The organism is Paenibacillus diazotrophicus (assembly GCF_042610465.1).
The window spans coordinates 121,844-147,882 of the sequence record NZ_JBGJZN010000002.1; the positions used below are offsets into that span (position 1 = coordinate 121,844).

At 50.5% G+C, this 26,039-nt stretch carries 17 protein-coding genes; 14 read left to right on the forward strand and 3 right to left on the reverse strand.

All coding sequences use genetic code 11. The annotated features are described in order from the left end of the window. The first annotated feature begins 29 nt into the window (after positions 1-29). From modA to ACAN54_RS11850, 6 genes are all read left to right on the forward strand, one after another. Positions 30-809, forward strand: coding sequence for a molybdate ABC transporter substrate-binding protein (gene modA, locus ACAN54_RS11825; protein ID WP_379154484.1), 780 nt, complete (start codon positions 30-32; stop codon positions 807-809). 58 nt (positions 810-867) lie between these two features. Further along, positions 868-1,527, forward strand: a complete 660-nt coding sequence (gene modB, locus ACAN54_RS11830) for a molybdate ABC transporter permease subunit (RefSeq protein ID WP_379155846.1) — start codon at positions 868-870, stop codon at positions 1,525-1,527. Positions 1,528-1,698: 171 nt separating this feature from the next. After that, positions 1,699-2,265 (forward strand): RNA polymerase sigma factor, encoded by a 567-nt coding sequence (locus ACAN54_RS11835; protein ID WP_379154487.1) that lies wholly within the window; start codon positions 1,699-1,701, stop codon positions 2,263-2,265. After that, the gene (locus ACAN54_RS11840) at positions 2,265-2,585 is read left to right on the forward strand and encodes a hypothetical protein (protein ID WP_379154490.1); all 321 of its coding nucleotides are present in this window, start codon (positions 2,265-2,267) and stop codon (positions 2,583-2,585) included. Before ACAN54_RS11835 ends, ACAN54_RS11840 begins: the two co-directional genes overlap by 1 nt. Before the next feature lie 33 nt (positions 2,586-2,618). Then, the gene (locus ACAN54_RS11845) at positions 2,619-3,011 is read left to right on the forward strand and encodes a hypothetical protein (protein WP_379154493.1); all 393 of its coding nucleotides are present in this window, start codon (positions 2,619-2,621) and stop codon (positions 3,009-3,011) included. Continuing rightward, complete coding sequence (locus tag ACAN54_RS11850) at positions 3,008-3,406, forward strand: hypothetical protein (RefSeq protein ID WP_379154496.1); 399 nt, start codon at positions 3,008-3,010, stop codon at positions 3,404-3,406. Before ACAN54_RS11845 ends, ACAN54_RS11850 begins: the two co-directional genes overlap by 4 nt. 27 nt (positions 3,407-3,433) lie before the next feature. Here the strand turns inward: ACAN54_RS11850 and ACAN54_RS11855 are convergent, their stop codons facing one another. Then, complete coding sequence (locus ACAN54_RS11855) at positions 3,434-4,429, reverse strand: substrate-binding domain-containing protein (RefSeq protein WP_379154499.1); 996 nt, start codon at positions 4,427-4,429, stop codon at positions 3,434-3,436. 197 nt (positions 4,430-4,626) lie between these two features. Between ACAN54_RS11855 and ACAN54_RS11860 the strand changes: the two genes are divergently transcribed. From ACAN54_RS11860 to ACAN54_RS11870, 3 genes are all read left to right on the forward strand, one after another. Continuing rightward, positions 4,627-6,036, forward strand: a complete 1,410-nt coding sequence (locus ACAN54_RS11860; RefSeq protein WP_379154502.1) for a deoxyguanosinetriphosphate triphosphohydrolase family protein — start codon at positions 4,627-4,629, stop codon at positions 6,034-6,036. A gap of 422 nt (positions 6,037-6,458) precedes the next feature. Further along, positions 6,459-11,249: a glycosyl hydrolase gene (locus ACAN54_RS11865; RefSeq protein WP_379154505.1), complete on the forward strand. Its 4,791-nt coding sequence runs from the start codon at positions 6,459-6,461 to the stop codon at positions 11,247-11,249. Positions 11,250-11,519: 270 nt separating this feature from the next. After that, positions 11,520-13,310: a methyl-accepting chemotaxis protein gene (locus tag ACAN54_RS11870; protein ID WP_379154508.1), complete on the forward strand. Its 1,791-nt coding sequence runs from the start codon at positions 11,520-11,522 to the stop codon at positions 13,308-13,310. Between the two features lie 101 nt (positions 13,311-13,411). On the opposite strand, the gene ACAN54_RS11875 is transcribed toward ACAN54_RS11870, so the two are convergent. After that, positions 13,412-14,368: a D-2-hydroxyacid dehydrogenase gene (locus ACAN54_RS11875; RefSeq protein WP_379154511.1), complete on the reverse strand. Its 957-nt coding sequence runs from the start codon at positions 14,366-14,368 to the stop codon at positions 13,412-13,414. Positions 14,369-14,457: 89 nt separating this feature from the next. On the opposite strand from ACAN54_RS11875, the gene thpR reads away from it, so the two are divergent. Beyond that, entirely contained in the window at positions 14,458-15,063 is a 606-nt protein-coding gene (gene thpR / locus ACAN54_RS11880) for an RNA 2',3'-cyclic phosphodiesterase (protein ID WP_379154514.1), read from the forward strand. Positions 15,064-15,146: 83 nt separating this feature from the next. Then, positions 15,147-16,040, forward strand: coding sequence for a cell wall hydrolase (locus ACAN54_RS11885; RefSeq protein WP_379154518.1), 894 nt, complete (start codon positions 15,147-15,149; stop codon positions 16,038-16,040). Positions 16,041-16,161: 121 nt separating this feature from the next. Here the strand turns inward: ACAN54_RS11885 and ACAN54_RS11890 are convergent, their stop codons facing one another. Further along, positions 16,162-17,361, reverse strand: a complete 1,200-nt coding sequence (locus ACAN54_RS11890) for an MGDG synthase family glycosyltransferase (RefSeq protein WP_379154521.1) — start codon at positions 17,359-17,361, stop codon at positions 16,162-16,164. Between the two features lie 263 nt (positions 17,362-17,624). On the opposite strand from ACAN54_RS11890, the gene ACAN54_RS11895 reads away from it, so the two are divergent. From ACAN54_RS11895 to gltB, 3 genes are all read left to right on the forward strand, one after another. Beyond that, a complete protein-coding gene (locus ACAN54_RS11895) occupies positions 17,625-18,209 on the forward strand; it encodes a TetR/AcrR family transcriptional regulator (protein ID WP_379154524.1) in 585 nt (194 codons plus the stop codon). A gap of 170 nt (positions 18,210-18,379) precedes the next feature. Further along, positions 18,380-20,734 (forward strand): YhgE/Pip family protein, encoded by a 2,355-nt coding sequence (locus ACAN54_RS11900; protein WP_379154527.1) that lies wholly within the window; start codon positions 18,380-18,382, stop codon positions 20,732-20,734. A gap of 380 nt (positions 20,735-21,114) precedes the next feature. After that, the gene (gltB, locus tag ACAN54_RS11905) at positions 21,115-25,710 is read left to right on the forward strand and encodes a glutamate synthase large subunit (protein ID WP_379154530.1); all 4,596 of its coding nucleotides are present in this window, start codon (positions 21,115-21,117) and stop codon (positions 25,708-25,710) included. The last annotated feature ends 329 nt before the right edge of the window (positions 25,711-26,039 follow it).

The window sequence follows — 26,039 nt, forward strand, 5'->3', positions numbered from 1 at the left end:
TACAGGATACATACATAGGAGGAATGGGGATGTTCAAGAAGTTCGCAGGGGTTGTAATGGCTGTGCTGCTGGCGGCGGGGTTGTTGGCGGTGCTGGAGAAGCAAGTCGAGGCGGCGAAAAAGACTGAAATTATCATCTCAGCCGCAGCGAGTCTGCAGGACAGTCTCGATAAGATTTCGGTTCTCTATGAGAAACAGCATCCGGATATTGATCTTGTCTTCAACTACGGCGCTTCCGGTACTCTGCAGAAACAGATTGAACAAGGGGCTCCTGCCGACCTGTTCTTCTCAGCGGGTGACAAGCAAATGAAAGCACTCGTCGATGGCGGCCTTGTTTCTGATAATACGGAGCTTTTGAAGAATCAGCTGGTGCTGGTGGTGCCTTCGGATTCCAAGTCCTCCATCACTACCATTACACAGCTTACGGATAAAGCTTTCAAGAAAGTAGCTATCGGACAACCCGAATCGGTTCCAGCCGGACAATATGCACAACAGTCATTGACAGCAAAGAACGTATGGGATACGCTGCAAAGCAAGCTGGTATTTGCCAAGGATGTGCGACAGGTGCTCTCTTATGTGGAAACCGGAAATGCTGATGCCGGATTCGTCTACAAGACGGATGCTCTTACTTCGAACAAAGTGAGGATTGCTCTTACTGTAGGTGCGCATGTGCATAAGCCGATTAATTATCCGGTAGGTGTCATGAAGGAATCGAAGCATCAGACAGAGGCCAAAGCTTTTTACAGCTATGTTCAGACGAAGTCAGCAAGTGATATCTTCACCAGCTACGGCTTTATGCTTGCTGAATAAATTATAGAAATCTAAAGTTTGGCTTATCAAAATATAAACGGGGTGAAGAGCAGTGGAGATCAATTGGACCGATTTTTTCGCCCCGGTCTGGCTTTCGGTTAAGATCTCAGTTATCACAAGTATTATAGTGTTCCTGCTGGCGACCCTGGCAGCCAAGGCGATGGCGGGACGGAGGTTTCCCGGCTACAGTCTGATTGAAACCGTGCTGCTACTTCCGCTGGTGCTGCCGCCAACCGTGGTCGGGTTCGTATTGCTGGTGATGCTGGGCCGGCGGAGCTGGATTGGGAAGCTGTACGAACTGTTTACGGAGCATACTATTCTTTTTACCTGGGGGGCGGCAGTCATAGCTGCGGTTGTTGTTGCTTTTCCTCTCGTATACCGTACGGTGAAGGCCGGGTTTGAAGGGGTGGAGAAGGATCTCGAGGACGCTGCACGTGCGCAGGGAGCCAGTGAACTTCAGGTGCTCAGGTATGTGACGCTTCCGCTCGCCGGCCGTTCGCTGGCGGCCGGATATGTGCTTGGATTTGCCCGGGGGCTCGGGGAATTTGGAGCTACCATTATGGTGGCTGGCAATATTCCGGGGCGTACACAGACTGTACCTACTGCCATTTATGTGGCTGTCGATGGCGGAAATATGACGCTGGCCTGGATGTGGGTAGGCTCGATTATTGTCATCTCCGCACTCATGCTGATGTTCGTCAACCGCCGTTCCTTGTAGAGGAAGGCTATGTAAATCATCCATTTCCGAATAAAGAGCAGGTTCTAGGGCATTGAAGTGCCCAGGGGACCTGCTTTTTGCTGTATTATTTTAGTAATAAGAGTTTTGTGAAATTTCGAACAAAGAGCCGGATGCTTTCGTAATAGGATATGAAAGGGCGGGCAGAGGAACATGATCACTGATAAGCAGCTCATCGAAGGATACCTGACGGGCAGACAGGAAATGCTCGGACCTTTAGTGGAAAGATACCAGGATGATTTGTACCGGTTCTGCCGCCACCTTAGCCTGAATGCTCCGGATGCGGAGGATTTGTTTCAGGAGGTTTGGGTGCGGGTGATCCGCAAGCTGGGTCGTTACGATCCGGAGCGGTCTTTTAAGGCGTGGCTGTTCAAGTTGACCTTGAATCTGCACCGGGACAGCTACCGGAAATGGAAAAAGCTCTATGAGCGGCTTGCCGGTGGGGAAAACAGCCGTGTACCCTGGGCTGAACTTCGGGACGGGGCGCCGCTGACGGAGGAGCAACTGCTGCAGAATGAACGGAACGCCTGTCTGGAGAAGGGGCTCCGCAAGCTGCCCAAACGGTATTTGGGTCCATTGGTGCTTTTCTATTATGAAGAGTTCAGCTATGAGGAGATCGGAGAAATGCTGGGTATTCCCACTGGGACTGTGAAGTCCAGATTGAATCAGAGCAAGAAGCTGCTGCAAAAAGCAGTAGAGCCATGGATGGAGGAGTATTGATGAGGGATAAGGCCGGGGATGAGAAGTGTGAAGAAATGCTGCGTGAATATTATAGCAGGGAGATTCCGGCTCCGGCGTGGCTGGTTCCTGTAACTCTGCGGCGAATGCGCTGGAAGGAAGTGCCGGGAACAAGGTTTGCAGCTCTGGCGGTACTGATTGCACTGGCTCTGCTCCTGTTGTGGGGATGTCTGCTAATGGGACCGATTCCCTTGCTCTGGAAGCTGACGCTCCTGCTCTCCTTAGGGGTTGTTCCGGCGGTTGCCTCAGTGGTGCTTCTGTTGTATATGTCGGGCAGAGATGCGGAAATTGCACAAACCTGACCTTTGTGGCTCAGGTGAAAGGAGGGAAGGGAAATGAATAAACATACCTATTTGGGTCTGCTGGTATTTTGGGGCATCACAACAATAATGATTATTCTGTTGGTCTATTCCGGCTACTGGATTATTCCCTATATGTCCGATATGTGGGAGGAGGATCCGGTCTGGGTGACTATAACGGCACTGGCAATCCTGCTGTTTGTCGGTTTATACGTAGCTTTGGGTGTGTTCGTATATAAGGATTCTTCGCGCAAACAAATGAATACATGGCTGTGGATGACTGCCGTTTTTTATATACCTAATTTTATGGGGGTTGTGTTGTATCTTTTTGCCCGGAAGCGGCAGAGGGTGCAGAATGCAAGCGGTATGCACGCCCAATACTGCCCGCACTGCGGACAGATTATATATCAGGGGAGTGAATTCAAGTGAACAAACGTTGGCAGGGGCTATGTTTGCTGATTCTAACAGGTTCTTTGATCATGGTTACTGGATGCGAGAAAAAGCTGATGTACGTGGGTTCCAGTACCCCGCACCAAATCAAGGCTTCTTACCGGCTGCTGTCCGGCACCGAGAAGCATAATCTGAAGCTTAAGGAAGGCGATACCATTCATATAAGCTATGCCTCCAAGGTGGAAAAGGGTGAACTGACCATGAAGCTGTATGATCCTGACCATAAGCTGTTCAAAGAGCTGGAGACGGACAAGGAAGGTGAGGAAGACCTGCAGATACAACAAACCGGCACCTACAAGCTGGAGATCGTAGGAACCGGAACGAAGGGAAGCTTTAAGTTCAAGTACGCCAAGGAAAAGAAGGCATCCGAGTAAGCGAGTAAGCCCAAAGCGGTAGAAGTATCAAGTTTCGAAAATGACCGTGCCAGTCTCGCTGAGGTCATAGCCGTGAATGGAGCTGAGCTCGTTCTTGAAGGCGGTGGAGCGCAGAATATCAATAACGGTTCCGATCAGTGCCTCGTGCTCGGGTTTCTTGAGTATCACCAGATCGTACCGCTCCTGAATAAGCGGAATATAATCGATGCCGTCAATAATTTTGGCGGCTTTTTCTGTGCCGATGCCCACATCGGCTTCTCCCCGGGCGACTCTGCCGGCAATGGCAAAATGGCTGTTCTCTTCAATCGCATACCCGCTGATGCTGGAGGATGGGATGCCATGGAGGCGAAGCTGCTCGTCGAGCAGGACCCTTGCTCCTGCGCCGCGCTCACGGTTGACCAGCCTAATTCCGTTCTGCCTCAGATCAGACCAGTCCCGTATGCCTTTCGGATTGCCCTTTTGTACATAGAAGCCTGCACTCCGCGTCAGCATTCGTACTACGATATAAGAAAAGCCGACCAGTAGTCTGCGAATATAGGGTAGATTGTACTCTCCGGTATCTCCATCCAGCAGATGAGTGCTGACAATGTCGGATTCTCCGTGGTACATCGCAATCAGGCTGTCCAGACTCCCGGCGTACGACCGCAGTGGACGGGCGGAAGACTCACGGCGCTCCAGATGCGTAGCCAAAATGTCCAGCGACATATCCTGGCCGGTTATCACCACATTTATGCCAGTGGTCTTGCTTGAATGCCCCTGCGTCTGTGCAATTTGCGTCGGCAGGGTAGGGGGAACTGCGGACAACGGGGCTTCAACCAGTCCTGGGGCTGGCGCCAGACTTCCGGACGCCCCGCTGCGCGAGTTCTGTTTATATGCCTCCAGATCGGAGAGATCCACACGCATCTGCTTGCCTACCCGGTAGGAGGGAAGCTCACCTTTTTTAATGAGATCATAGACTTTAAGTTTTGATATCTTCAACAACCGGGCGATCTCTTCAGTGGTGTAGGAAGTATTGTCGGACATGGATAAAGCCTCCTAAGGATGAACTGCGGCAATTCTCTGAATACAGCCATAATAGCTCAAGACTACCCTATTTTAAGTTCCTTCGCAATTAAAGAACTTGGAAGGATGCCCTGCCTATATGTATTTTAGAGTGAAAGTTCCGGGCAAAATGACTATAATGAAATATTAAATACAGAACAAGGATGGGGGCAGCGGATATGACACTAATTGAAAAAAGAGAGCATCGGCAATATCCGGAGATTACCCGCCTGGAAACCTCTAGAGCAGCATATGAACGCGATTATTCGCGTCTGATCCATTCGCCGACCTTCCGCCGGCTGCAAGGTAAATCCCAGGTATTCGGTGCAGGCACCGGCGACTATTACCGCACGCGCCTGACCCATTCGCTGGAGGTGGCACAGATTGCCCGTGAAGCGGCCAAAAGTCTGCTGCGCTCCTACCCGGAGGTGGAGACCGGACAAGCGGATAATCCCGGGCTGGTCATTGATCCGGAGGTGGTAGAATGTGCGGCAATCGCCCATGATTTCGGTCATCCGCCATTTGGCCACAAAGGGGAAGAGGTACTCGATGGCATATTAGAACGCCTTGTAACGAAGAAGACGGAGGAGGCGGTTCGCAAATCAAGCGCAGGTCCGGTGCAGCAGGAGACAATCCGTGAGAATATGAGACGGCAGTTTGAGCATTTTGAAGGCAATGCCCATAATTTCCGGCTGATTATGTTCCTGGAGAAACGTGAGAATATCGACGGGCTGAATCTCTCGGATGCGGTGCTGCTGGGCATTAATAAATACCCTTTTCCCGGTACAGTATTGAAGAAGGGCATGTATCTGCACGAATGGAATTATATTTCGGAGATCCGCAGCCAGTGGGGAGTCCCGGAAGGGAAAAAGACGCTTGAAGCTCAATTGATGGACCTTTGTGATGATATTGCATACTCAGCCCATGATCTGGAGGACGGCATTAAGGCCGGTAAAATCGAGGTGCATGAACACTTCATGCATGATGCGTATATCCAGAAGCTGATCGTGGAGAAAATCACCACTTTGGAGGATGCCTTCTGGATGGGCTGGAAGGAAGCGGATATACACATTAAGGTTAATGAGGTGCTGAGCTCGTTCCTTCGGGTATGGATGGAGAAGATGCCAACCTGTGAAAATGACTATTCCCGCACTCGGCGTGAGGTCAAGGCTTACTGGGTCAGCACCTTTGTCGCCAGCCTTGGAGTCATTGAGGACGGGGACTGGAAGAAGGTTACCTTCATTAAAGAGGGTCAGGAGGACGAGGATATGCTGCGGACCGTCAGTGTGCTGAAAAGCTTCGCCTGGGTCACGATGATACGTGATCTGCGGGTGCAACGACTGCAAAAACGCAGCGAGTGGATTCTGCGGCGCCTATGGGAAGCGTTCCTGGACCCGGAAACCTCACGGGCGATTATCCCAAGCGACTGGCTGCAGCGTTTTGAGAAGGATCAGCGCCAGACTAAACCCATCTGGACTTGGGAGCATATGGTCATTGATTATATCGCCGGAATGACGGACGCTTTTGCCGAGAAAATATACAACGAGCTATATGGGTTAAAGGTCGGCTCCATTTATGATCTGGACTAGGATGGAGCGGATTACTGGAAGCCGGTGTATTGGAAGTGAATCTTACTAATAAAGTAAGCCGTACCTGTAGCGGGTACGGCTTTTTTCTGGTCTTTCCTTTGCATTTCTGGTCTTCTTTTTTGAATTCTGGTGTTCTCTTGCTCTATTTTGTTATTATTTTGTTAGTTATTTATGGTTGGTATAATTCTGTTGTCTATATCAATTTTGTAGGAGGGATATAGTTGAGATATTCCTGTATTATATAGGTTTTATGTAGTTCTTGTTCATTGCATATACTTTCGGTGACGTGAATCAAAGAATAAATTTAAGGAGGGTAGGTAATTTTGTTATTGTTTATTTATTGTTTAAATGCTAATATTGCCAATGTAGTTATTGTGTTTCTTTGTATTATGAAAACCCTTACACAAAAGGAGGACAAATGAATGAAGAGATTCAAAAAAGGATTCGCGCTGCTCCTTACCTCCATCATGGTTATTTCGATGGCGGCACCCGCACTTGCAAGCAGCAAGTCGGATGAGAAATTGGGGACACACTGGGCCCAGGACAGCATTGCAAAGTGGCGGGGCAACGGTGTGGTTCAGGGATACCCTGACGGATCGTTCCGGCCAGATAACCAGGTGACCCGGGCTGAACTGGTCAGCATTGTAAACAAGCTTTTCGGATTCAGTGCTGCTGCAGAGACTTCCTTTGCAGATGTGCCGGCAGGAGCCTGGTATGCCAAGGACCTGTCTATCGCCAAACAGGCAGGCTATTATAAAGGCTTCCCGGACAATAAAGCGAAAGCGGATACAAAAGTAACCCGCCAGGATGCAGCTGCCCTTTTGGCGGCAGTATTCTCATTACAACCAAGCGCTGATGCGGCGCCTGTCTCTTTCACGGACAGTAGCACTATTAGCGGTTATGCCAAGGAATCCGTTCAGGCGCTGAACGGTACGCTCAGCGGATATCCTGACGGCAGCTTCCGTCCGGACATTGCCATAACCCGGGCTGAGATGGTGAGCATCGTTGAGAGACTGATCAACCGCTACATTAAGACGGCCGGAACGGTTACAGGCGGGACTATTCAGGGCAATGTACTGATCAACCACACAGGTGCTGTACTCAAAGACAGTGTGATTTCGGGCAATTTATATTTGGCGCCCGGCATTGGCAGCGGAGAAGCATCTCTGGAGAACGTAACGGTGCGGGGTACCGTATACACCGCCGGGGGCGGGGAGAACTCCATCCATTTCAATAATTCTAAGTTGGCTGCGGTGTATGTTAACCGTCCGGAAGGTAAAGTACGTATAGCTGATGAGGGCTCTACAACTATAAGCCGTATGAATATTGAAAGCGCTTCTATTATTGAGGTGAACGAGAATGCAGTGATCTCCGAGATGGTAATCGGCAGTGGTGCCGCAGGTACTTCACTGACGGGCAAGGGAACGATCAACAGGCTTGAGGTGCGTGCAGCATCTGTTGTCATGAACGGCCAGCCTCTGGCGGCAGGAATCTATAGTGTTAAGGCGGGAGTGGCTACGCTGACCGGAGCGGGAATGCCTGCGGTTACCATCGGCTCCGGAAGCTCGGGTAACTCCGGCGGCAGCGGTGGAACAGGAACCGTAACTCCTACTGTACGAGTCGTTGATCCTTCTGCTACAGCGGCTACCAAATCCCTCTTTGCTTATCTTAATGAGAAAAGCGGTAAGGAAGTCATGTTCGGACATCAGCATGATACAACCGTGTCTTTTGCCGGTAAAGATGAAGCAGGGAACGTAATATCCGACGTATACAGCTCGACCGGTGACTACCCGGCAGTATTCGGCTGGGATACCCTTAGCCTGGACGGCCATGAGGCTCCTCCGGGTGTTAGCGGAGACTATGAGGCCAGCCGGCTGGGCTTGAGCGCTGCCATGAAGCATGCTCATGAGTTGGGCGGAATCGTGACGATGAGTACTCATCCTTACAATTTTGCTACAGGCGGAAGCTTTAATGATACCAGCAATACCAAAGGCGCCACAGCATCTGTAGTCGAGCGCATCTTGCCCGGTGGTGACAAGAATGCCGACTTCAATGTCTACCTTGACCGGATTGCAGCCTTTGCGAACAACCTTAAAGACGATGACGGCAATCTCATTCCGGTCCTGTTCCGCCCTTTCCATGAACAGAACGGCGGCTGGTTCTGGTGGGGGGCGGCAACCACTACCAAGAGTGAATACGCCGAATTATACCGGTATACCGTGGAGTACCTGCGCGACGTCAAAGGCGTCCACAATTTCCTGTATGTCTTTTCTCCAAATGGCTCGTTTAATGGAAATGAAAGCGAGTATTTGACGACTTATCCGGGTGACCAATATGTGGACATTCTAGGTATGGACCAATATGACAATAAGGATAATGCAGGATCTGAGGCATTCCTGAACGGCCTTGTTAAGGATTTGCGGATGATATCCGGCCTGGCTCAGAGCAGAGGCAAGCTTGTCACCCTGTCGGAATACGGCTATAGTGCCGCAGGGATGAAGACGACCGGAAATAATGAGCTGGAATGGTTCACTAAGGTGCTTAATGCAATCAAGGCTGACCCGGATGCAGCAAAGATCTCCTATATGCTGACCTGGGCCAACTTCGGGGAGGGTAATAATCTCTACGTTCCTTATAAGAATGTGCCTAAAAAAGCAGACCATGAGCTGCTTCCGGACTTCGTTAATTTCTATAACGATCCTTACTCCGCTTTTGCCGGTGATGTGAAGAATGACAACAAGTACGGTCTTGCGATGAACGCGGCAACTCCAGAGCCGTTTATGCATATCGTTACTCCGAATAATATCGGAACGGTAAGGGAGTCAACGACAACCATTCGTGCTAAGGTGGCTAATGTTGTACCTTCCAAAGTGACGTACAGAATAGGAGACTCCACAGTAGAGAAGGCTATGGTACTTGGCGCAGACGGATATTACACTGCGGCCTGGATGCCTGACCCTAGCTTGAACGGTAATTCTACAGAGATTACGGTGAAGTCCTATGGGCCGGGGGATACGGTGCTCACACAAAGTGTTTCTGTATTCGTGAAGATCAGCGAGGTTCCGCTCAAAGAGATCACTTTCGACACGGTGGCAGATGTAGGTCAGATTCAGAATAATGGCACATGGTCCGGGCTGGCCGGAAATGGTGACACCATCAAGACTGATCTTAGCCATTCCGTACTGGATGGAGACGGCAAGCTGGCGATCCGGATCTCGGAAGGGCTGTCTGCTGATGATACCTGGCAGGAATTGAAGCTTCAACTGACACCTGATGCGCTCGAAGGAATAGACCTGTCCAAGGTTAATCGTGTGAAATTCACAGCTCTGATCCCTGTGGCCGCTCAAAATGTATCGGGTAATGCCGCAGTGCGGGGAGTCGTGCAGCTACCGGAAGACTGGAATACCAAGTACGGGATGGATTCCAGCTACAAATCCTTGTCTGATCTGGATAAAGTGACTGTTGCCGGAGCTCAGTACTATAAGTTCGATGCCGTAGTTGAACTGGATAAGGCTGATAAATCAGCAGCGGCAACCGGCCTGGCTCTATCTCTTGTAGGAAGCGGTCTTGCCGCTCAAGGGGAACTGCCTATTTATGTAGATAATTTAGGTCTCTATAATACCTATTCTGCTCCGGTGTCTGATACTGCGCTGATAGATAATTTTGAATCCTATGGTTCAAGTGACGATGCGCTTGCGGCTAAATACCCCAAGGCCGGTGGAGATGATATCGGTGTAACGTTAAGCCAAGACCGTAAATACTCGGGCAACTATGGAATGAAGCTCCACTACACTATCAATAACGCAGGATATACAGGGATCGGGAAAAGCTTGGGCTCACTCGATTGGTCTGATTATAACGCACTAAGCTTGTGGGTGGCTTCTGACGGCAGCAGCTCTTATGCCCAGACAGGGGCGCCGCTCAAGCTGGTCGTTCAACTGGTGATTGACGGCGGATACTTTGAAGCGTATCCGGTCATTAATCCGGGCTCTAACGGTAAGGTTGTCTTAAGCCTCAAAGATTTGACCGAAATGAGCTGGGGCACAGGGGGTGCGCTTACGAAGGAAAGACTGGCGAAAGTGCAAAGTCTGAATCTCTACGTGAACGCAATGGATGCACAGGCCCATGAGGGTACGCTGTATTTTGACGATATTCAGGCGGTATATGATGCATCGCTACCTGATATGTCCGGCGACAATGGCGGAGCGCCGGGTGCCCACGCAGCTGGAATATTGTATTCATTCAACAGTGCTGCGGATATTGTAGGCTGGGTTGCAGCAAATGGAGATTCCGCTAATGCCCAGGCTCCGGAATTCGCGGCTTCGGAACAAGCGGCTGGTGTACAATTTGATCTGGTAAACACAGGCCAGAATGCCGATGGAAGCTACAAAGAATCATTTGAGCTTGCCGTGGACCCTGCGAACCTGAATATATCCGGTCTGGATACAATTAATGCTAAGGTTAAACTGTCGAACGGTACAGCCAAAGCTCGGTTGTTTATCAAAACGGGTTCAAGCTGGGCGTGGAGTGACAGCGGTACACCCATAACTGTTGATTCGAGCGGGTATACAACATTGTCAATTTCTTTACCGGCTGCAGCAGCGGCACCGGGCGTCGACCTATCGGCGGTAAAGACGATCGGAGTCAAAATTGAGGACCTGTCAGGAGGCGGAGGAACCGCTACGCTCTATCTACAGGAGGTTGCATTAACGTCAGCTGTTCCCGATATTCATTATGGATTTGAGTCCGGCACAGACGGCTGGGCACTCAATAATGGAGCGGTGTCCGTGTCAAAGGATGTGTACGCTGCAGGCCAGCAGTCCTTGAAGCTGGAGTTCTCATGGACGGACAATTCATTTCTGGCGGCTGCCAAATATGCCGATCTCGATCTGAGCCCTTATACGAAGCTTACTGCAAAAGTCAGAATGAGTTCTGCCCTTCCTGAGGTTCAGGCAAAGCTGTTCCTTCAGCTCCGGGGGTATACCGTATGGCTGGATTCCGGGGCGCAGAAGGTATCCAGTAACGGGTTTACTGAATTCGTAATTGATTTCAGCGATATCAGCACTATCTTTAATATCTTTGTAGGGAATGGGGTGGAGCCGTTCACCATGGCTGATCTGAAGCAAGCAAACAGTTTGGGCATTCAGATTCTGACGCCTCCGGGGGCAGGGGTGGCCACCATGTATATTGACGAAGTGACGATTTCCCGTTAATCATTTTCAAGTATTAAGCTCAATACGCAGCGGTATTCCCCTATGGGAGTACCGCTGTATTCTTTCTCAGCCGGGTGGCAGCACGAGAGGGACGCTGTATATATGGGACCCGGACCAAAGTCGCGATTTTTAGGAAAATAAGTATAAATTTTCGGGTATTTCCTGCCGAAATAAAGACTATAGTCTTTATTTTTGCCCATTTATGAAAATGAAATGTAACAAGTGGAAGTTGAAGCTATGTTTTCGCAAAAAGATGGAGGGGGCGCATATATGATTAAGAAGTTCAGGCAAAGTAGTTTTTGGAAGAAAGGTTCCCCGGATCAATGGAATAGTGGGATTATCAAGCGGACGGTAAGCAGCATCAGAGGCAGCATCGCGACTAAGATAGCCTCCGGTTATGTGGTCTTGGCCATACTGGTGATGATTCTAGGGGGAGTCTCCCTGTCTCAAATGAACAAGATGGAGAAGAATACGGGCCAGATCGTTGACGAGATGATTCCTGCGCTGAATCAGATACATACTATTAATTACTACTCGGAGCATATTATGTCTGTCAGCATGCAGCATATTTTGGATACCGAAGGTACTGAGAAGGCAAAACTTGAGCAGGAACATGATTCATACATCCGCAAGTTGGCCGAAACCATGAAAAACTATAAGGCGACGCTTCAGAGCGAAGATCAATTGCAGCAGTTCAATGCTCTTCAGGATAAGTGGGATGAGTACATGACCATCAATAGCCAGACCATCAAGCTTAGCGATTCAGGTGATGAGGAGCTTGCTCTGGAAGTCTCGAAAAAAGGGATTGCCGCGTTTAATGCCATGCAGACCGATATCGCGAAACTTGTGGCGTACAATCAAAAGGAAGCTGCGGATAAAGGGGAGCAGGCTGATGACATTTACAGAACCTCCTGGATTCTGAATCTTGCCGTTCTGGCGGTAGTGCTGCTTGTAACCGGGGGGATCAACATGCTCATCCGGCGGATGATGATTCTTCCGGTCAAGAAGGTGACAGCCCATCTGCAGCGCATAGCAAATGGTGATCTGACAGCTGAGGATACCCGTGTTGGCAATAAGGATGAGATCGGCCTCTTGGCTAAAACGGTAAATGACACGAACCGGACTCTTCTGGAAATTGTCAATCGGATCAGAAGCGTTGAAGAGATTATTGCAGAGCAAAGTGAAGGTTTGGTTAATAATGTAAATGCAACCAAGGAAGGGGGGATTCAGATTGCCCTTACCATGGAGGAGCTGGCCAAGGCCTCTGGAAGTCAGGCCGAAGCAGCTGTAGACGCATCGAGAGCTGTAGAAAATATGAATAATGTGATTGAGAAGTTTGCCGGCAAAGGCGTAGAGCTGTCGGAGCATTCTGAGCAGGTACGGATAAAGGGCGATAAAGGAAAAGAATTAATGGAAAGCTCAGTAGCGCAAATGAACCAAATTGCCGAGGTGGTGTCACAGTCCATGAAGGCCGTAGAAGAGTTGAATCTCAAGAACGAAGGCATATTCAGGCTGGTGGGATCAATCCGCAGCATCTCAGAACAGACACATCTTCTGGCAATCAATGCAGCCATTGAAGCGGCGAGAGCCGGAGAGAGCGGACGCGGTTTCGCTGTTGTTGCACAAGAGGTGCGCAAGCTGTCCGAGGATGTCCAGCAGACGGTCTCGGAGATTACAGCCATCACACAAGGTATCCAGCAAGATTCCAGGGAAATGGTCCAGCAATTGCGTAGCGGTGTGGAGCAAACAGAAGAAGGCAGCCGCAAAATTATGGAGACAGGTGAAGCCTTGGCTGAGATTAACAAGTCTGTGTATGGGATGTCCAGTACCATTGAAGAGATGGGCAATGACCTCCAGCAGATGACGGGAGCAAGTGAAACCATGAATGAATTCAGCCAGCATATCTCAGCACTGGCCCAGCAATCCGCAGCCAGTGTGGAAGAGACGTCGGCGTCGGCCCATGAACAGGTCAACTCCACCAATGAGGTGGCAACGGGGATAGAACAGCTTAGATCCTTGCTGGGAGAGCTGAAAGAATCCGTAACACGGTTTCAGGTATAGCAGAGCGTAGTGTTAGCAGGCTTTTTGCTGATGCGGAAACGGTTCGTGCACATGAAAAAGGGGGTTGTCCTTAGGACACCCCCCTTTTTTTACTTACTCCGTTAATACTGGCGGCTGTAGTCTACCAGATTGCGTGAAGGCGTTCCTGAATTCAAATAGGACTTCATATTCTCTACAAAAATATCAACCAGCCTGTCCGCATAGCGGTCCGTTGAACCGGCACAATGCGGTGTGATGACAACCTGCTCCATTCCCCATAGCGGATGTTCCGGTGGAAGCGGCTCGGTCTCGAATACATCCAGGCCGGCACCGGCCAAATGGCCGCTGTTCAGCGCATCCATCAGAGCTTCGGTATGAGTTGTGGCTCCCCGGCCAATATTAATGTAATAAGATCCTCGTTTGCAGGCTGAGAAAATCTCCGCATCAAACAGCTGCTGCGTCTCTTCAGTAAGCGGGAGGGTATTGATCACGAAGTCACCTTGACCTACGGCATCCTTCAGTTGACCAGTCGTGTAGACTTCATCGAAGCCGTCCACCGGCTTACCGGAGCGGCTGATACCCACAGTTTTCATCCGGAAGGCCTTCGCGATTCTTGCGGTTTCACTGCCGATGGCACCGGTTCCTGCTATAACAGCGGTTTTGCCGGTCAGTTCGCTCTCATTGCCTTCGGAATGCCAGCGGCGGTTCATTTGGTTGCGCACAGCCGTATGCAGATTTCGCGTAAAGAGCAGCATGAAGCCGAATATGACTGCTGTAATCGGCTCGGCGTGCACACCGCTGGCGTTAGTCAGGAGGATACCTTTGTTCTTCATAGCGTCCAGAGGAAGTTTCTCCACGCCTGCCGACCAGGTCTGCAGCCAGCGCAGCGGGGACTCCGGCTTCAGTAGTGTATCGCTGATTCCTTTGCCCCAGCCGATAACAATTTCTGCTTCAGCAAGCATCGCAAGATCAGGATTTTTGCCGTTTCCAAGCATAAGGGAATAACCTGGGGCAGCTTCGCGGATTAGCTCTTGCTGCCGTGGTGAAAGAGTGTGCAGACATACAATGGACTTCGTCAAGATGGTTCCCTCCCGTTATACTATTTAATAGTCTGTCTCATTCTGTATAGAATAAGGATAACAAATCTGCTCTGAAAGGTGAAATTGAAATGGAACCTAAGCTGTCCGGCTCTGAAATGGAGCGTTTGTTCATTGCGGTAAATCTTCCCTCTCTACTATGCAAAAGCTTGGGGAAAGAGAGCAGCGCTTTGTCTGCCTCGCTGAATTTTGCTAAATGGACACATTATGAGGATTACCATATTACCCTGCAATTTCTCGGAGATACACCGAAACCGTCAATTCCTGCTCTTCTTGAGGCGCTGAAAGAGGTGGCTTCAACTTGTAAGCCATTTCAATTGCACCTCACAGATTGGGGGACATTTGGGCGCCCGGAAGCGCCAAAGGTGCTCTGGGCGGGCGTTTCCGGCGACATGGAGCAACTGTTGGATCTCCAGAAACATGTGATTACCGCCACACGTCCTCTTGGTTTCATACCCGAAGCCAGAGAGTTTAAACCTCATCTTACTTTAGCCCGCAAATACAGGGGTGAACTTCCGTTCAGCCTCGGGAGACTTACTGATTTGCGTGCTCAGCCGCCTTATAATGAGGAATATTATGGTAAATTAAACTGGACGGTGGATGGTTTTGTGGTGTATGCTACCAGGATGCATGCCATTCCTATGTATGAAATGATCGAAAAATTAACTTTTTTCTGAAATAAAATCGATTAGTAAGTTTTCAAAGCTTCCATTTTCGGTTACATACAATAGGAATGTGCCGTAAATTTAGGAGGTATAAAATGGTAATTTTTAAACAAAACCGCTGTATTGCGCTGCTTGTTGGCGTTATTCTGGTGTGTTTCTCTGCGATAAGCCTGCTCGGTTCTGAAGGATCCGCTAAAGGCAGAAATACAGTACAAATGAATCATTTCAACTCGAATGGTCAAACCTCGGTGTGGACACAGTCCAGTGAAGCCTCGACTAGCTTGATAAGGACCAAGAATACCCCAAAACCCATGCTCTACACCACAGCCGCCAATCTGGCCCAGACCAAGAAGAACTGGCAGAACATGGAGTGGATCAGTCCCGATATACTGAAGCCCCAAGGCACAGCAGTGAGGACTGGCATTCTCCGGCAAAAGGTAGCTGTGGTGAAGTCGACTCCGCCCGTGGCACAGCAAGTGGCCAAGCAGGCGGTGGCTAAGGGGAGCCAGCTCGTAAATACCAAACACACGGCAATTCAGCAACACCCCCCCACTCAATTGTTCTTCTCTCGGACAAAGCTATTAAGCCAGGAGCAGCGAGGTCAAGCGACCTGGAGCTACGCGGTATCCGAAGAAGACCTGCTACTGCTGCAAAAAATCGTCATGGCAGAAGCAGAAGGTGAACCGTACCAGGGCAAGGTGGCAGTCGCCAACGTTGTTCTGAACAGGCTACGGTCAGCCAATTTTCCCGACACCATTCATGATGTGATTTATCAGAAAAGCCAATTCAGTCCTGTGGCCAACGGGCGTCTTAAGCGCGTGAAGCCAAACGGGGACAGTATTAAGGCTGTTGCTGCTGCGCTCTCCGGCAACAAAGCAGTGACTGACGATACGTATTTCTTTTTGTCGCTTAAGCTTGCCCAGGATCTGACGGTACATCATTCCAGACAGTACGCCAAAACGATCGGCAATCATACTTTTTATAAATAGAAGTCAAGTCCTGAAAATAGCTCTGAGGCAACTTGGCTTCATTACAAATAGAAACGGTACCGGACTTGTTAGCCGGTACCGTTTCTATTTGGTTATGTTCGCGTTAAAGGTGGATCGCCGTTTAAGGTGTAACGTAGACGGCTTCTTCATTTCGTGCCTGGGCAGCAGCAACCCGTCCTCCCCGAAGATCCGCAGATATTCCGGCTACAGGTCCACCTAGTAACTGGAGCACGGTGGAAGCGCAGTGGTTCGGCTGCTGGTGATCCGGGGTGAGCCGCCGTCTGCGCAGCTCTTCAAGGCCAGCATACTCACGCAGGAGCAGCGAGAACCATTTGTCGACTACACCGGAATCGAGTTCCTCGGCCAGACCCAGTTCCACGAAATACTGGCAGTTCTTTTCTTCCTGGCCGGGAATAGCGCTGTAAAAAAGCATCGGAATGCCTTTGGCCTGGCCTTCCGTACAGGTCATCCCTCCGGGCTTCGTAATCAGCAGATCAGAAGCGTCCATGAGCTTATTGATCTCGCTGCTGTATCCCAGAATCTTCACATTGGGATGGTTCAGCAGGGGATTTGCTCTCATTTTGGCTATCAGCCTGTCGTTGCTGCCCATGCAGAAGACAAGCTGGATATCATCCATACGAGCGGTGAGCGAGTCCATAACTTCTTTTCCGAACATGATTCCCCAGCCGCCCCCCATAATTAGTACTGTAGGGATATCAGCAAGTCCAAGTTCCTTACGCAGCAGCTTTTTGTTTGACCGTTCCCAGAACTTGGGATGCAGAGGCATCCCGGTAACGGTAACCTTGTCAGGGGAGATCCCGCGGCCGGTAAGTATGGACTTGACCCGGGAAGTGGGCACCAGATAACGGGTCGCTTCTTCATTGACCCAGCTACCATGTGCATCATAATCCGTAATCAGAGTATACATGGGCACATCCAGCCCCTGCCGTTTCAAGCGTGAAATTACAGCGGCCGGAATAGGATGCGTACAGATAATCAGATCGGGCTTCAGCTGCTCGATGACCTGTGAGGCATGTGTATAAAAAATCCGGTGAAGCGCCAGCTTGGTCAACCGGTTCAGAGATTTATGATATTGGGTTTTGTACATCATGCCGACCAGCTTCGGCTGGCTGCTGACTGTTCTGCGGTAAGCTGAAAGAATCCAGGGAGCGACCGTAGGGTTAAGGAATTTGCCAAGCTCAATGACCCGGCACTGTACATCCGGGCTGAGACGCTTTATTCCTTCGGCCAGAGCATAGGCTGCCCCTGTATGGCCCGTACCGAAGCCTTCCGAAAACAGCAGTACTCTTTTCTTTCGCATAAGTTCACCTGCTACTTTCCTTCATGGGTAGGATTAATCTTCTCTTCTATTATACTAGGGATATTGCTTCTTTTCTCACATTATACAAATTAGACGTAAATAGAAAGTTAAAACACTGCAAAAATTAAAAAAATAAAGATTTCCCCCAAGTATTGCAAACTTGGAAGCAACGTGATAAAGTGGGTATTGACCGATTGACCAGAATAGTAAAACAGTCATATCAGTATGGCAGCCTATTTTATGAAGAAAGGAAGTGCGCTCCGGTGGCTGTGGTAGATCGAAGGCAACAGGTGCTCCAAGCCGCAACCAAGTCTTTTTCATTATTCGGCTACAAGGCAACAACCATGGATCAGGTCGCGAAGATCGCTAATGTTGGCAAAGGAACCATCTACACCTTTTTTACGAACAAGGAACAGTTGTTTGATGAGATACTACGTGATGTGATGATGGAAATGAAAGTCATCGCTGAGCGGGAGATCAAGCGGGACCGGTCATTTTTTGAAAATTTGCACCGTGTTCTAGATGCTCTGCTCGAATTTCGCAGCGAACATGAGCTGTTCATCAAGCTCTCCCAGGAAAGCCGGGATTTTGGAACCCCTCAGGCGAACGAAGGTCTCGACAAACTTGAGAATGTGGTACTGGAATATCTGCAGCGTGAAGTAGAATATGCTGTTGAGCAAGGGGAAGTGAAACCCTGTGACCCCAAAATTGTATCGCTGGTAATGTTCAGACTGTATATTGTGCTTACAGCCGAACTGAACAAGGTGCATGTGCCATTGACGAAGGATCAGATTACAAGCTATTTTCATCTCTTTTTGGCAGAAGGGTTGGCTGAGCAGTTACATTAACTAGAGATTTGGCAGCCTCACACGACTCCGGCAGGAGTTTTTATTTGCTCTTGAATGACCGGATGGGGAAATCAGTCACTTGGTGTTACTGCAAGTTTTCAAGAGATTCACCTTTTTTAGATAGTTATAGCATTTTAAAGAGAGCATATGATCAGAAGGAGAGAACCAGAATGAAATCTTTATCCGTATTTGCCAAGGATCTGGGCGCAGTGCTCAAGAATCCCAAGGTGCTGATTCCAATGTTTGTTGTCTTGTTCATTCCGGTCCTGTACAGCGGATTGTTCCTGAAGGCATTCTGGGACCCGTACGGCAAAATGAACGAGCTGCCCGTTGCTGTTGTTAATGAAGATAAAGGTGCAGATTATGAGGGGACGAAGCTTACTGCCGGGAATGACCTGGTAGAGGAGCTGAAGAAAACGGACGGGTTCAAATGGAACTTTGTCACCCGGGCACAAGCTGATGCCGGCATGCAAGACGAGACTTATTATATGACCATCGTGGTTCCGGAAGATTTCTCCGAGAATGCGACTACGTTGTTGGATGATAGCCCGAAGCAGGCCAAGATCATCTATGAGCCCAATGAAGGCTATAATTTCTTGGCAGGCCAAATCGGCGGTACAGCCGTGAAAGATATCAAGACTAAAGTATCTGCAAAAATTACAGAAGCTTATACTACCTCTGTTTTTGATAAAATCACCGATATCGCCAGCGGTCTTGGCGAAGCGGGCGACGGCGCCACCAAGATTGCCGATGGGGCCACCAAGCTGGACGACGGTGCGCTCAAGCTGAAGGATAACCTGCTGGTGCTGAGCGAAGGCACTGGTAAGCTTTTGGCTGGAACTGCGCCGCTTACTAAAGGTGTGGCAGATCTGAATAACGGTGCGGCTGCTCTGCAGACCGGCAGCAGCACACTTGCCGGCGGACTCCAGCAGTTGTCAGCAGCACATAAACAATTGCAGGATGGCGTAGCACAGACCGCGGACGGCAGTAAGCAGCTCAATGCCGGATTGCAAAAGACCGCAGCCGGAGCAGCTGCACTGCAAGCAGGTACCCAATCGGCTGTAGACGGAACCACTAAGCTGCAAGCCGGCATTAAGTCCGTTGTGGATGGAAGTGCGAAGCTGGAATCGGGACTGACCTCTTCCGTAGACGGCAGCGCGAAGCTGGAAGCGGGACTGAAAGCTTCCAAGGACGGCAGTGCGAAGGTAAGCGCGGGAGCCAAAGCGGTGGCGGACGGCCTGTCACAGCTGGCCAAATCTAATCCGCAGCTGGCGGCAAGCCCGGATGTACAGAAGCTGCTCGCGGCCAGCACCGCAGTTGCTCAAGGGACTGCACAGCTCGATCAGGGCCAGCAGCAGCTCCTCGATGGCGCAACTGCGCTGCATAGCGGTCAGGAGCAGCTGGTGCAGGGGGCGAATCAGCTGCACGCGGGTTCGCAACAGCTGGATGCTGGAGTGACCCAGCTGCATGACGGGGCACAGCAGCTGAATGCCGGCAGCACCCAGCTGCTGGATGGACAGAAGCAGCTCCTGGCCGGAGCCGGAGCGCTGGAGACTGGCGGCAGCAAGCTCGCCGCAGGCATGAAGCAGTTCGGTGCGAAGCTGGACGAAGCGGCAGCAGGCGGTGCGAAGCTTGCTGACGGCGGCAAAGCGCTGGAAGCGGGCACGTCGAAGCTAATGGATGGAGCCGGTCAGCTTAGCAGCGGTCTCACCTCTGTAGCAGACGGTTCAAAGAAGCTGAGCGATGGAGCCGTACAGCTTAAGGACGGACTGGACGACTTGAAGGCAGGCTCCGGGGAGCTGGCAGTGAAGCTCGGTGATGCCGCTACACAGACCAGCACCGTGAAGAAAACCGATGCGCTGGTATCGATGTTTGCCCAGCCGGTAGAGATTGAAGAGAAGGAATTCACTACTGTACAGAACTATGGTACAGGGTTTGCACCTTACTTCCTGTCACTTGGTTTGTTCGTAGGCGCACTTATCTGCACCATTGTTATTCCAATGCGTGATTCCGAAGTGATTGGTGCCAGCCGGTTCAACCGTTTCGTCAGCCGCACCCTTACCTTCTCGATGATGAGCGTGTTCCAGTCCCTGATGGCCATCCTTATCGTTCTCTACGGACTTGGACTTGAAGTGCAGAATGTACCGTTGTTCTATGCCTTTACCTTCATTACAAGTATTGCCTTCATGTGGATGATTCAAGCCATTGTTACCTGGATGGATCAGCCGGGCCGGTTCGTAGTTATCGTTGTCCTGATATTCCAACTGACAACTAGCGCCGGAACCTTCCCGCTCGAGCTGATTCCGGATTGGATGAAGTTCTTCAACCCGCTGCTGCCTATGACTTATAGCGTAAGAGGGTTCAAGGCAGTAATCTCAACCGGTAACTTCGATACTATGTGGAGCGATGCCGGAATGCTGGCCATTTATGGTATAGTATTCCTGGCTTGTACCTTTACCTACTTCATAACCCGTGACCGGGATAGTGAAGTGGCTATGCAACAAGATCAAGTATTAAGTTTATAATTGAAAAATACTTCATAAAGCAATTCAAAAAGAACGCTCCTCTCCGGGGCGTTCTTTTTGCTATTTTTATCATTTAGAGTAAAAGGAAGACCAAAATATTCCACGATTGTGTCAGGAAAATGAATGAAACGCTTTCATTGAATAAGTGCTTATTCGTTATTACTGCATATTTATGCATAACAAAGATTTTTTACGCTTTTATCCGCTAAAGCTGTGACGCAAAAGCATTTGTTAATCAAGCTCATAAAAAAGTTTAAATTGCACTCATGTCAGGTCGATGATAAAATAATATAACCAATCTGTCTTGAATAAATATTAAGAATTAACACTGAAAATTTTTCCTGAAATCCGTCTACTTTATAATAGAAAGGTTGCGTACAATGAGACACACTGAACTGCCCGTCAAACAGGGCCTGTACGATCCCCAGTTTGAAAAGGATGCCTGCGGGATGGGGTTTGTCGCCCATATTAAAGGCAAGCCGTCCCATGATATTGTAAGTAACGCTTTGACTATGCTCTTCAACATGGAGCATCGTGGAGGCCAGGGAGCCGAACCGAACTCGGGTGACGGCGCCGGCATTATGCTGCAGATTCCGCATCGTTTCTTTGCCGGAGAAGCCAGTAAGCTGGGCTTTGAACTGCCTGAGCAAGGGCATTACGGCGTAGGCATGATCTTTTTGTCTCACAACGAGGAGATCCGGGCCCGCCATGAAGCACTCCTTAGCGAGATTATCGCCGAGGAAGGCCAGCAGGTGCTCGGTTACCGCGATGTACCTACTTTTGACGAGATGCTGGGCAAGACAGCCAAGGCGGCCAAGCCTTATGTTCGTCAGGTATTCATCGGCCGTTCCGAAGGCATCAAGGATGATCTCGCATTTGAGCGCAAGCTGTATGTTATCCGCAAACGTGCCGAGTTGTCGATCCGCTATGGCGGTGCAGAAGAAGGCGAATCTTTCTATGTGCCAAGTATGTCCTGTCTAAAGATCGTATACAAAGGCATGCTGACCACTGCGCAGGTAGGGCAGTTCTATCTGGATCTGCAGAATGAAGCGCTGGAATCAGCGATTGCCCTTGTGCATTCCCGCTTCAGCACGAACACCTTCCCGAGCTGGGAACGTGCCCATCCTTACCGTTTCATGATCCACAACGGTGAGATTAACACTTTGCGGGGCAATGTGAACTGGATGCATGCACGCCAGTCCTTGTTCAAGAGTGAAGTGTTCGGTGAAGACCTGAGCAAGATCAAGCCTGTTGTGAATCCTGACGGCTCCGATACTGCCATGTTCGACAACACCTTCGAATTCCTTTACCTCAGCGGGCGTTCCCTGCCGCATGTGGCTATGATGATGGTTCCTGAGCCTTGGGGCAATCATGACAGCATGGACGAAGAAAAGAAGGCTTTCTACGAATATCACAGCACATTGATGGAGCCATGGGACGGACCCGCTGCAATGGGCTTCACCGACGGTGTGCAGATCGGTGCAATTCTTGACCGCAACGGCCTTCGCCCTGCGCGTTATTATGTAACCAAAGACGATATGATTATTTTATCCTCGGAAGCCGGAGTGCTTGATATTCCTGCCGAGGATGTACTATACAAGGACCGGTTAAGACCAGGACGTATGCTGCTGGTAGATACGAAGCAGGGCCGGATCATTTCCGACGAAGAAGTCAAAGCCGCCATTGCTTCCGAGCAGCCTTACCGCCAGTGGCTGGATGAGCATCTGATCGGACTGGATGAGCTTCCTGAGGCTCCAGAGCTGCCGAATCCGAAGCATGACAATGTGCAGCAGCTTCAGCAATCCTTCGGATATACCTTTGAAGATCTGCGCAAGGTGCTTGAGCCGATGGCTTCTACTGGTGCGGAGGCTGTAGGCTCGATGGGCTATGATGCCCCTCTGGCTGTACTGTCTGACCGTCCACAGCGTCTCTATAACTATTTTAAACAAATGTTCGCCCAGGTAACCAATCCGCCGATTGATGCGATCCGTGAAGAGCTGGTTACCTCTACAGCGACAACGATCGGACCTGAGCGCAACCTGCTTAAGCCTGAACCTGAGAGCTGCCGGCAGATTTCGCTGGATTCACCGATCCTGTCCAATGAGGATTTTGCGAAGATCCGCCACGTCCGCCGTGCAGGATTCAAGTCGATGTCGATTCCGATTCTGTTCCCAGCTGAGCTGGGTGCGGAGGGACTGCGCATTGCGCTGGAGCGGATGAATGAAGCTGCTGACCGCGTTATGGCCAAAGGCCACAATATTCTGATTCTGTCTGACCGTGGTGTAGACCGTGAGAATGCCGCTATTCCGGCACTGCTTGCCGTCTCCAGCCTGCACCATCATCTGATCCGCTCGGGAACCCGTACCAAGGTCAGCATTTTGCTGGAATCCGGCGAACCGCGTGAAGTGCATCATTATGCGCTACTGCTCGGCTATGGGGTGAGTGCGGTCAATCCGTACCTCGCATTCGAGAGTCTGGATGACATGATCGGCCAGGGCCTGCTGCGCGGAATCTCGCATGAGAAGGCTGTGAAGAATTATATCAAAGCTGCGACAAAGAGCGTGGTGAAAATACTCTCCAAAATGGGCATCTCCACGATCCAATCCTACCGGGGAGCGCAGATTTTTGAAGCGGTCGGCCTGAATTCGGAGTTCGTGGACCGGTACTTCACCTGGACCCCTTCCCGCATAGGCGGTATTGGTCTGGAAGAAGTGGCGGCAGAGACGCTTGCCTCTCATAACCGCGCCTTTACGGATAAGGATGGCAGTGACAAGGTGCTGGATTCCGGCGGTGAATACCAATGGCGCAGTGACGGGGAAGAACATTTGTTCAACCCGCAGACCATTCATCTTCTCCAGCACTCCGTGCGGAGCGGTGATTACGGGCTGTACAAGAAGTATGCGGCACTTGTACAAGGAGAGAGCGAGAAACATCAGACGCTGCGTTCCATGCTGCAGTTCAAGCCTGCGAATTCACCTGTTCCACTGGATGAGGTAGAGTCAGCAGAATCGATCATGAAACGCTTCAAGACCGGTGCCATGTCCTTTGGCTCGATCAGTAAGGAAGCGCATGAGACACTGGCGATTGCCATGAACCGCATTGGCGGTAAGAGCAATACGGGTGAAGGCGGAGAAGATCCGGCCCGGTTTACTCCGGACAGCAATGGTGATTCCCGCCGCAGTGCGATTAAGCAGGTGGCATCGGGACGATTCGGGGTTACTTCGAATTACCTGGTCAATGCGGACGAAATTCAGATCAAGATGGCGCAGGGGGCCAAGCCGGGTGAAGGCGGACAGCTTCCGGGCCGCAAGGTATATCCTTGGGTCGCCGAAGTGCGCGGCTCCACGGCGGGTGTAGGTCTGATCTCTCCGCCTCCGCATCATGATATTTACTCTATTGAGGATCTGGCAGAATTGATCTACGATCTTAAGAATGCTAATCCTCGTGCCAATATTAACGTGAAGCTCGTGTCTGAAGTCGGTGTCGGAACTATCGCTGCCGGGGTAGCCAAAGGCCGTGCCGATATTATCCTGATCAGCGGCTACGATGGAGGTACAGGCGCATCGCCGATGAACTCTATCCGTCATGCTGGTCTGCCTTGGGAGCTTGGTCTGGCTGAGACGCATCAGACCTTGATGCTGAACAATCTGCGCGACCGTGTTGTACTGGAAACTGACGGCAAAATGCTAAGCGGCCGTGACCTGGCAGTCGCTGTACTGCTCGGTGCTGAGGAGTACGGATTTGCTACTGCACCGCTTGTAGCGGTAGGCTGCATTATGATGCGTGTATGTCAAATGGATACTTGTCCGGTTGGTGTAGCTACACAGAATCCGGAGCTGCGTAAGAACTTTACGGGTGACCCGCAGCATGTCGTGAACTTTATGACCTTTGTGGCACAGGATCTGCGTGAAATCATGGCAGAGCTTGGTTTCCGCACGATTCAGGAAATGGTTGGACGCACAGACTGTCTGGATGCTGTCAAAGCTTCGAGCCACTGGAAGAAGAAGGGCGTAGATCTGAGCAGCCTGCTGCATACTCCGGCTATGCCGGAAGGAAGCACACGCTTCCGCAGTCAGACCCAGAATCACGGTTTGGAAGAAACAATGGATGTATCGATGCTTCTGGACCTTGCCGCACCGGCTTTGGAATCCGGAACTGTGGTTGAAGCTTCGCTGCCGATTACGAACGTCAACCGTGCGGTTGGAACCATTCTGGGCAGTGAGCTGACACGTAAATATGGTGCAGCAGGACTCCCTGATGATACGATCCGTCTGCATTTCACCGGTTCTGCCGGACAGAGTCTGGGTGCCTTCGTACCGAAGGGAATCACGATCACGGTAGAAGGGGACTCTAATGACTATGTCGGCAAGGGACTTTCTGGAGGCAAGCTGATCATTAAGCCGTCCTCTAAGGCGACCTTTGCCGCTGAGGACAATATCATCATTGGGAATACCGCCCTGTACGGTGCTACCAGCGGTGAAGCTTACATCAGCGGGATTGCCGGTGAACGGTTCGCCGTCCGCAACTCCGGTGCGAATGTCGTTGTGGAAGGCGTGGGAGACCACGGCTGTGAATACATGACCGGAGGTCGTGTGGTTGTACTTGGCGCCACCGGACGCAACTTTGCGGCAGGCATGTCAGGCGGTATCGCCTACGTATATGATCCGGATAATACGTTCGTCAAGCGCTGCAATATTGAGATGGTTCTCTTGGAGCGTGTGGAAGAGCCAGAGGAAATTGCTGAACTGCAGAATCTGATCATCCGTCATACCGAGCTTACAGGCAGTAATGCCGGTCAACGCATTCTGGATACATGGGATGAGGCTCTGCCGAAGTTTGCCCGTGTTATTCCGAAAGACTACAAACGGATGATGGAGCAGATCCGCAAGGTAGAACAAACCGGCTTGACCGGTGAAGCTGCCCTGATGGCTGCGTTTGAAGCGAATATGCGCGAGCTTGCCCGTGTGGGCGGCTAACCGCTAACAGCTCTCGAAGTAAACTACAAGCAGCTGTAATGGCTGGCTGATCTGGTTAACAGCCGCCAGTTGCAGATTGCTTGCTGAATATCTTTACAACTGTGACTGGGCTTCATCGAGTATCAACCAATCAAGGGACAACATCCTCTCCTTAACCGGAGGGGGGTTGTCCCTTTTACTATTGCTGTATTTTTTTCGGTTTTCAGGAAAAAGGAAAGTTGTGGTAAAATAAAACCCATATAAAATGAATTGATTAAACTACAATAAGGTGGAAGTAACGGAGGGGAAGTTTGGAACTGGAGGAGCGCTAGCGATCGCCTTTGTTCACG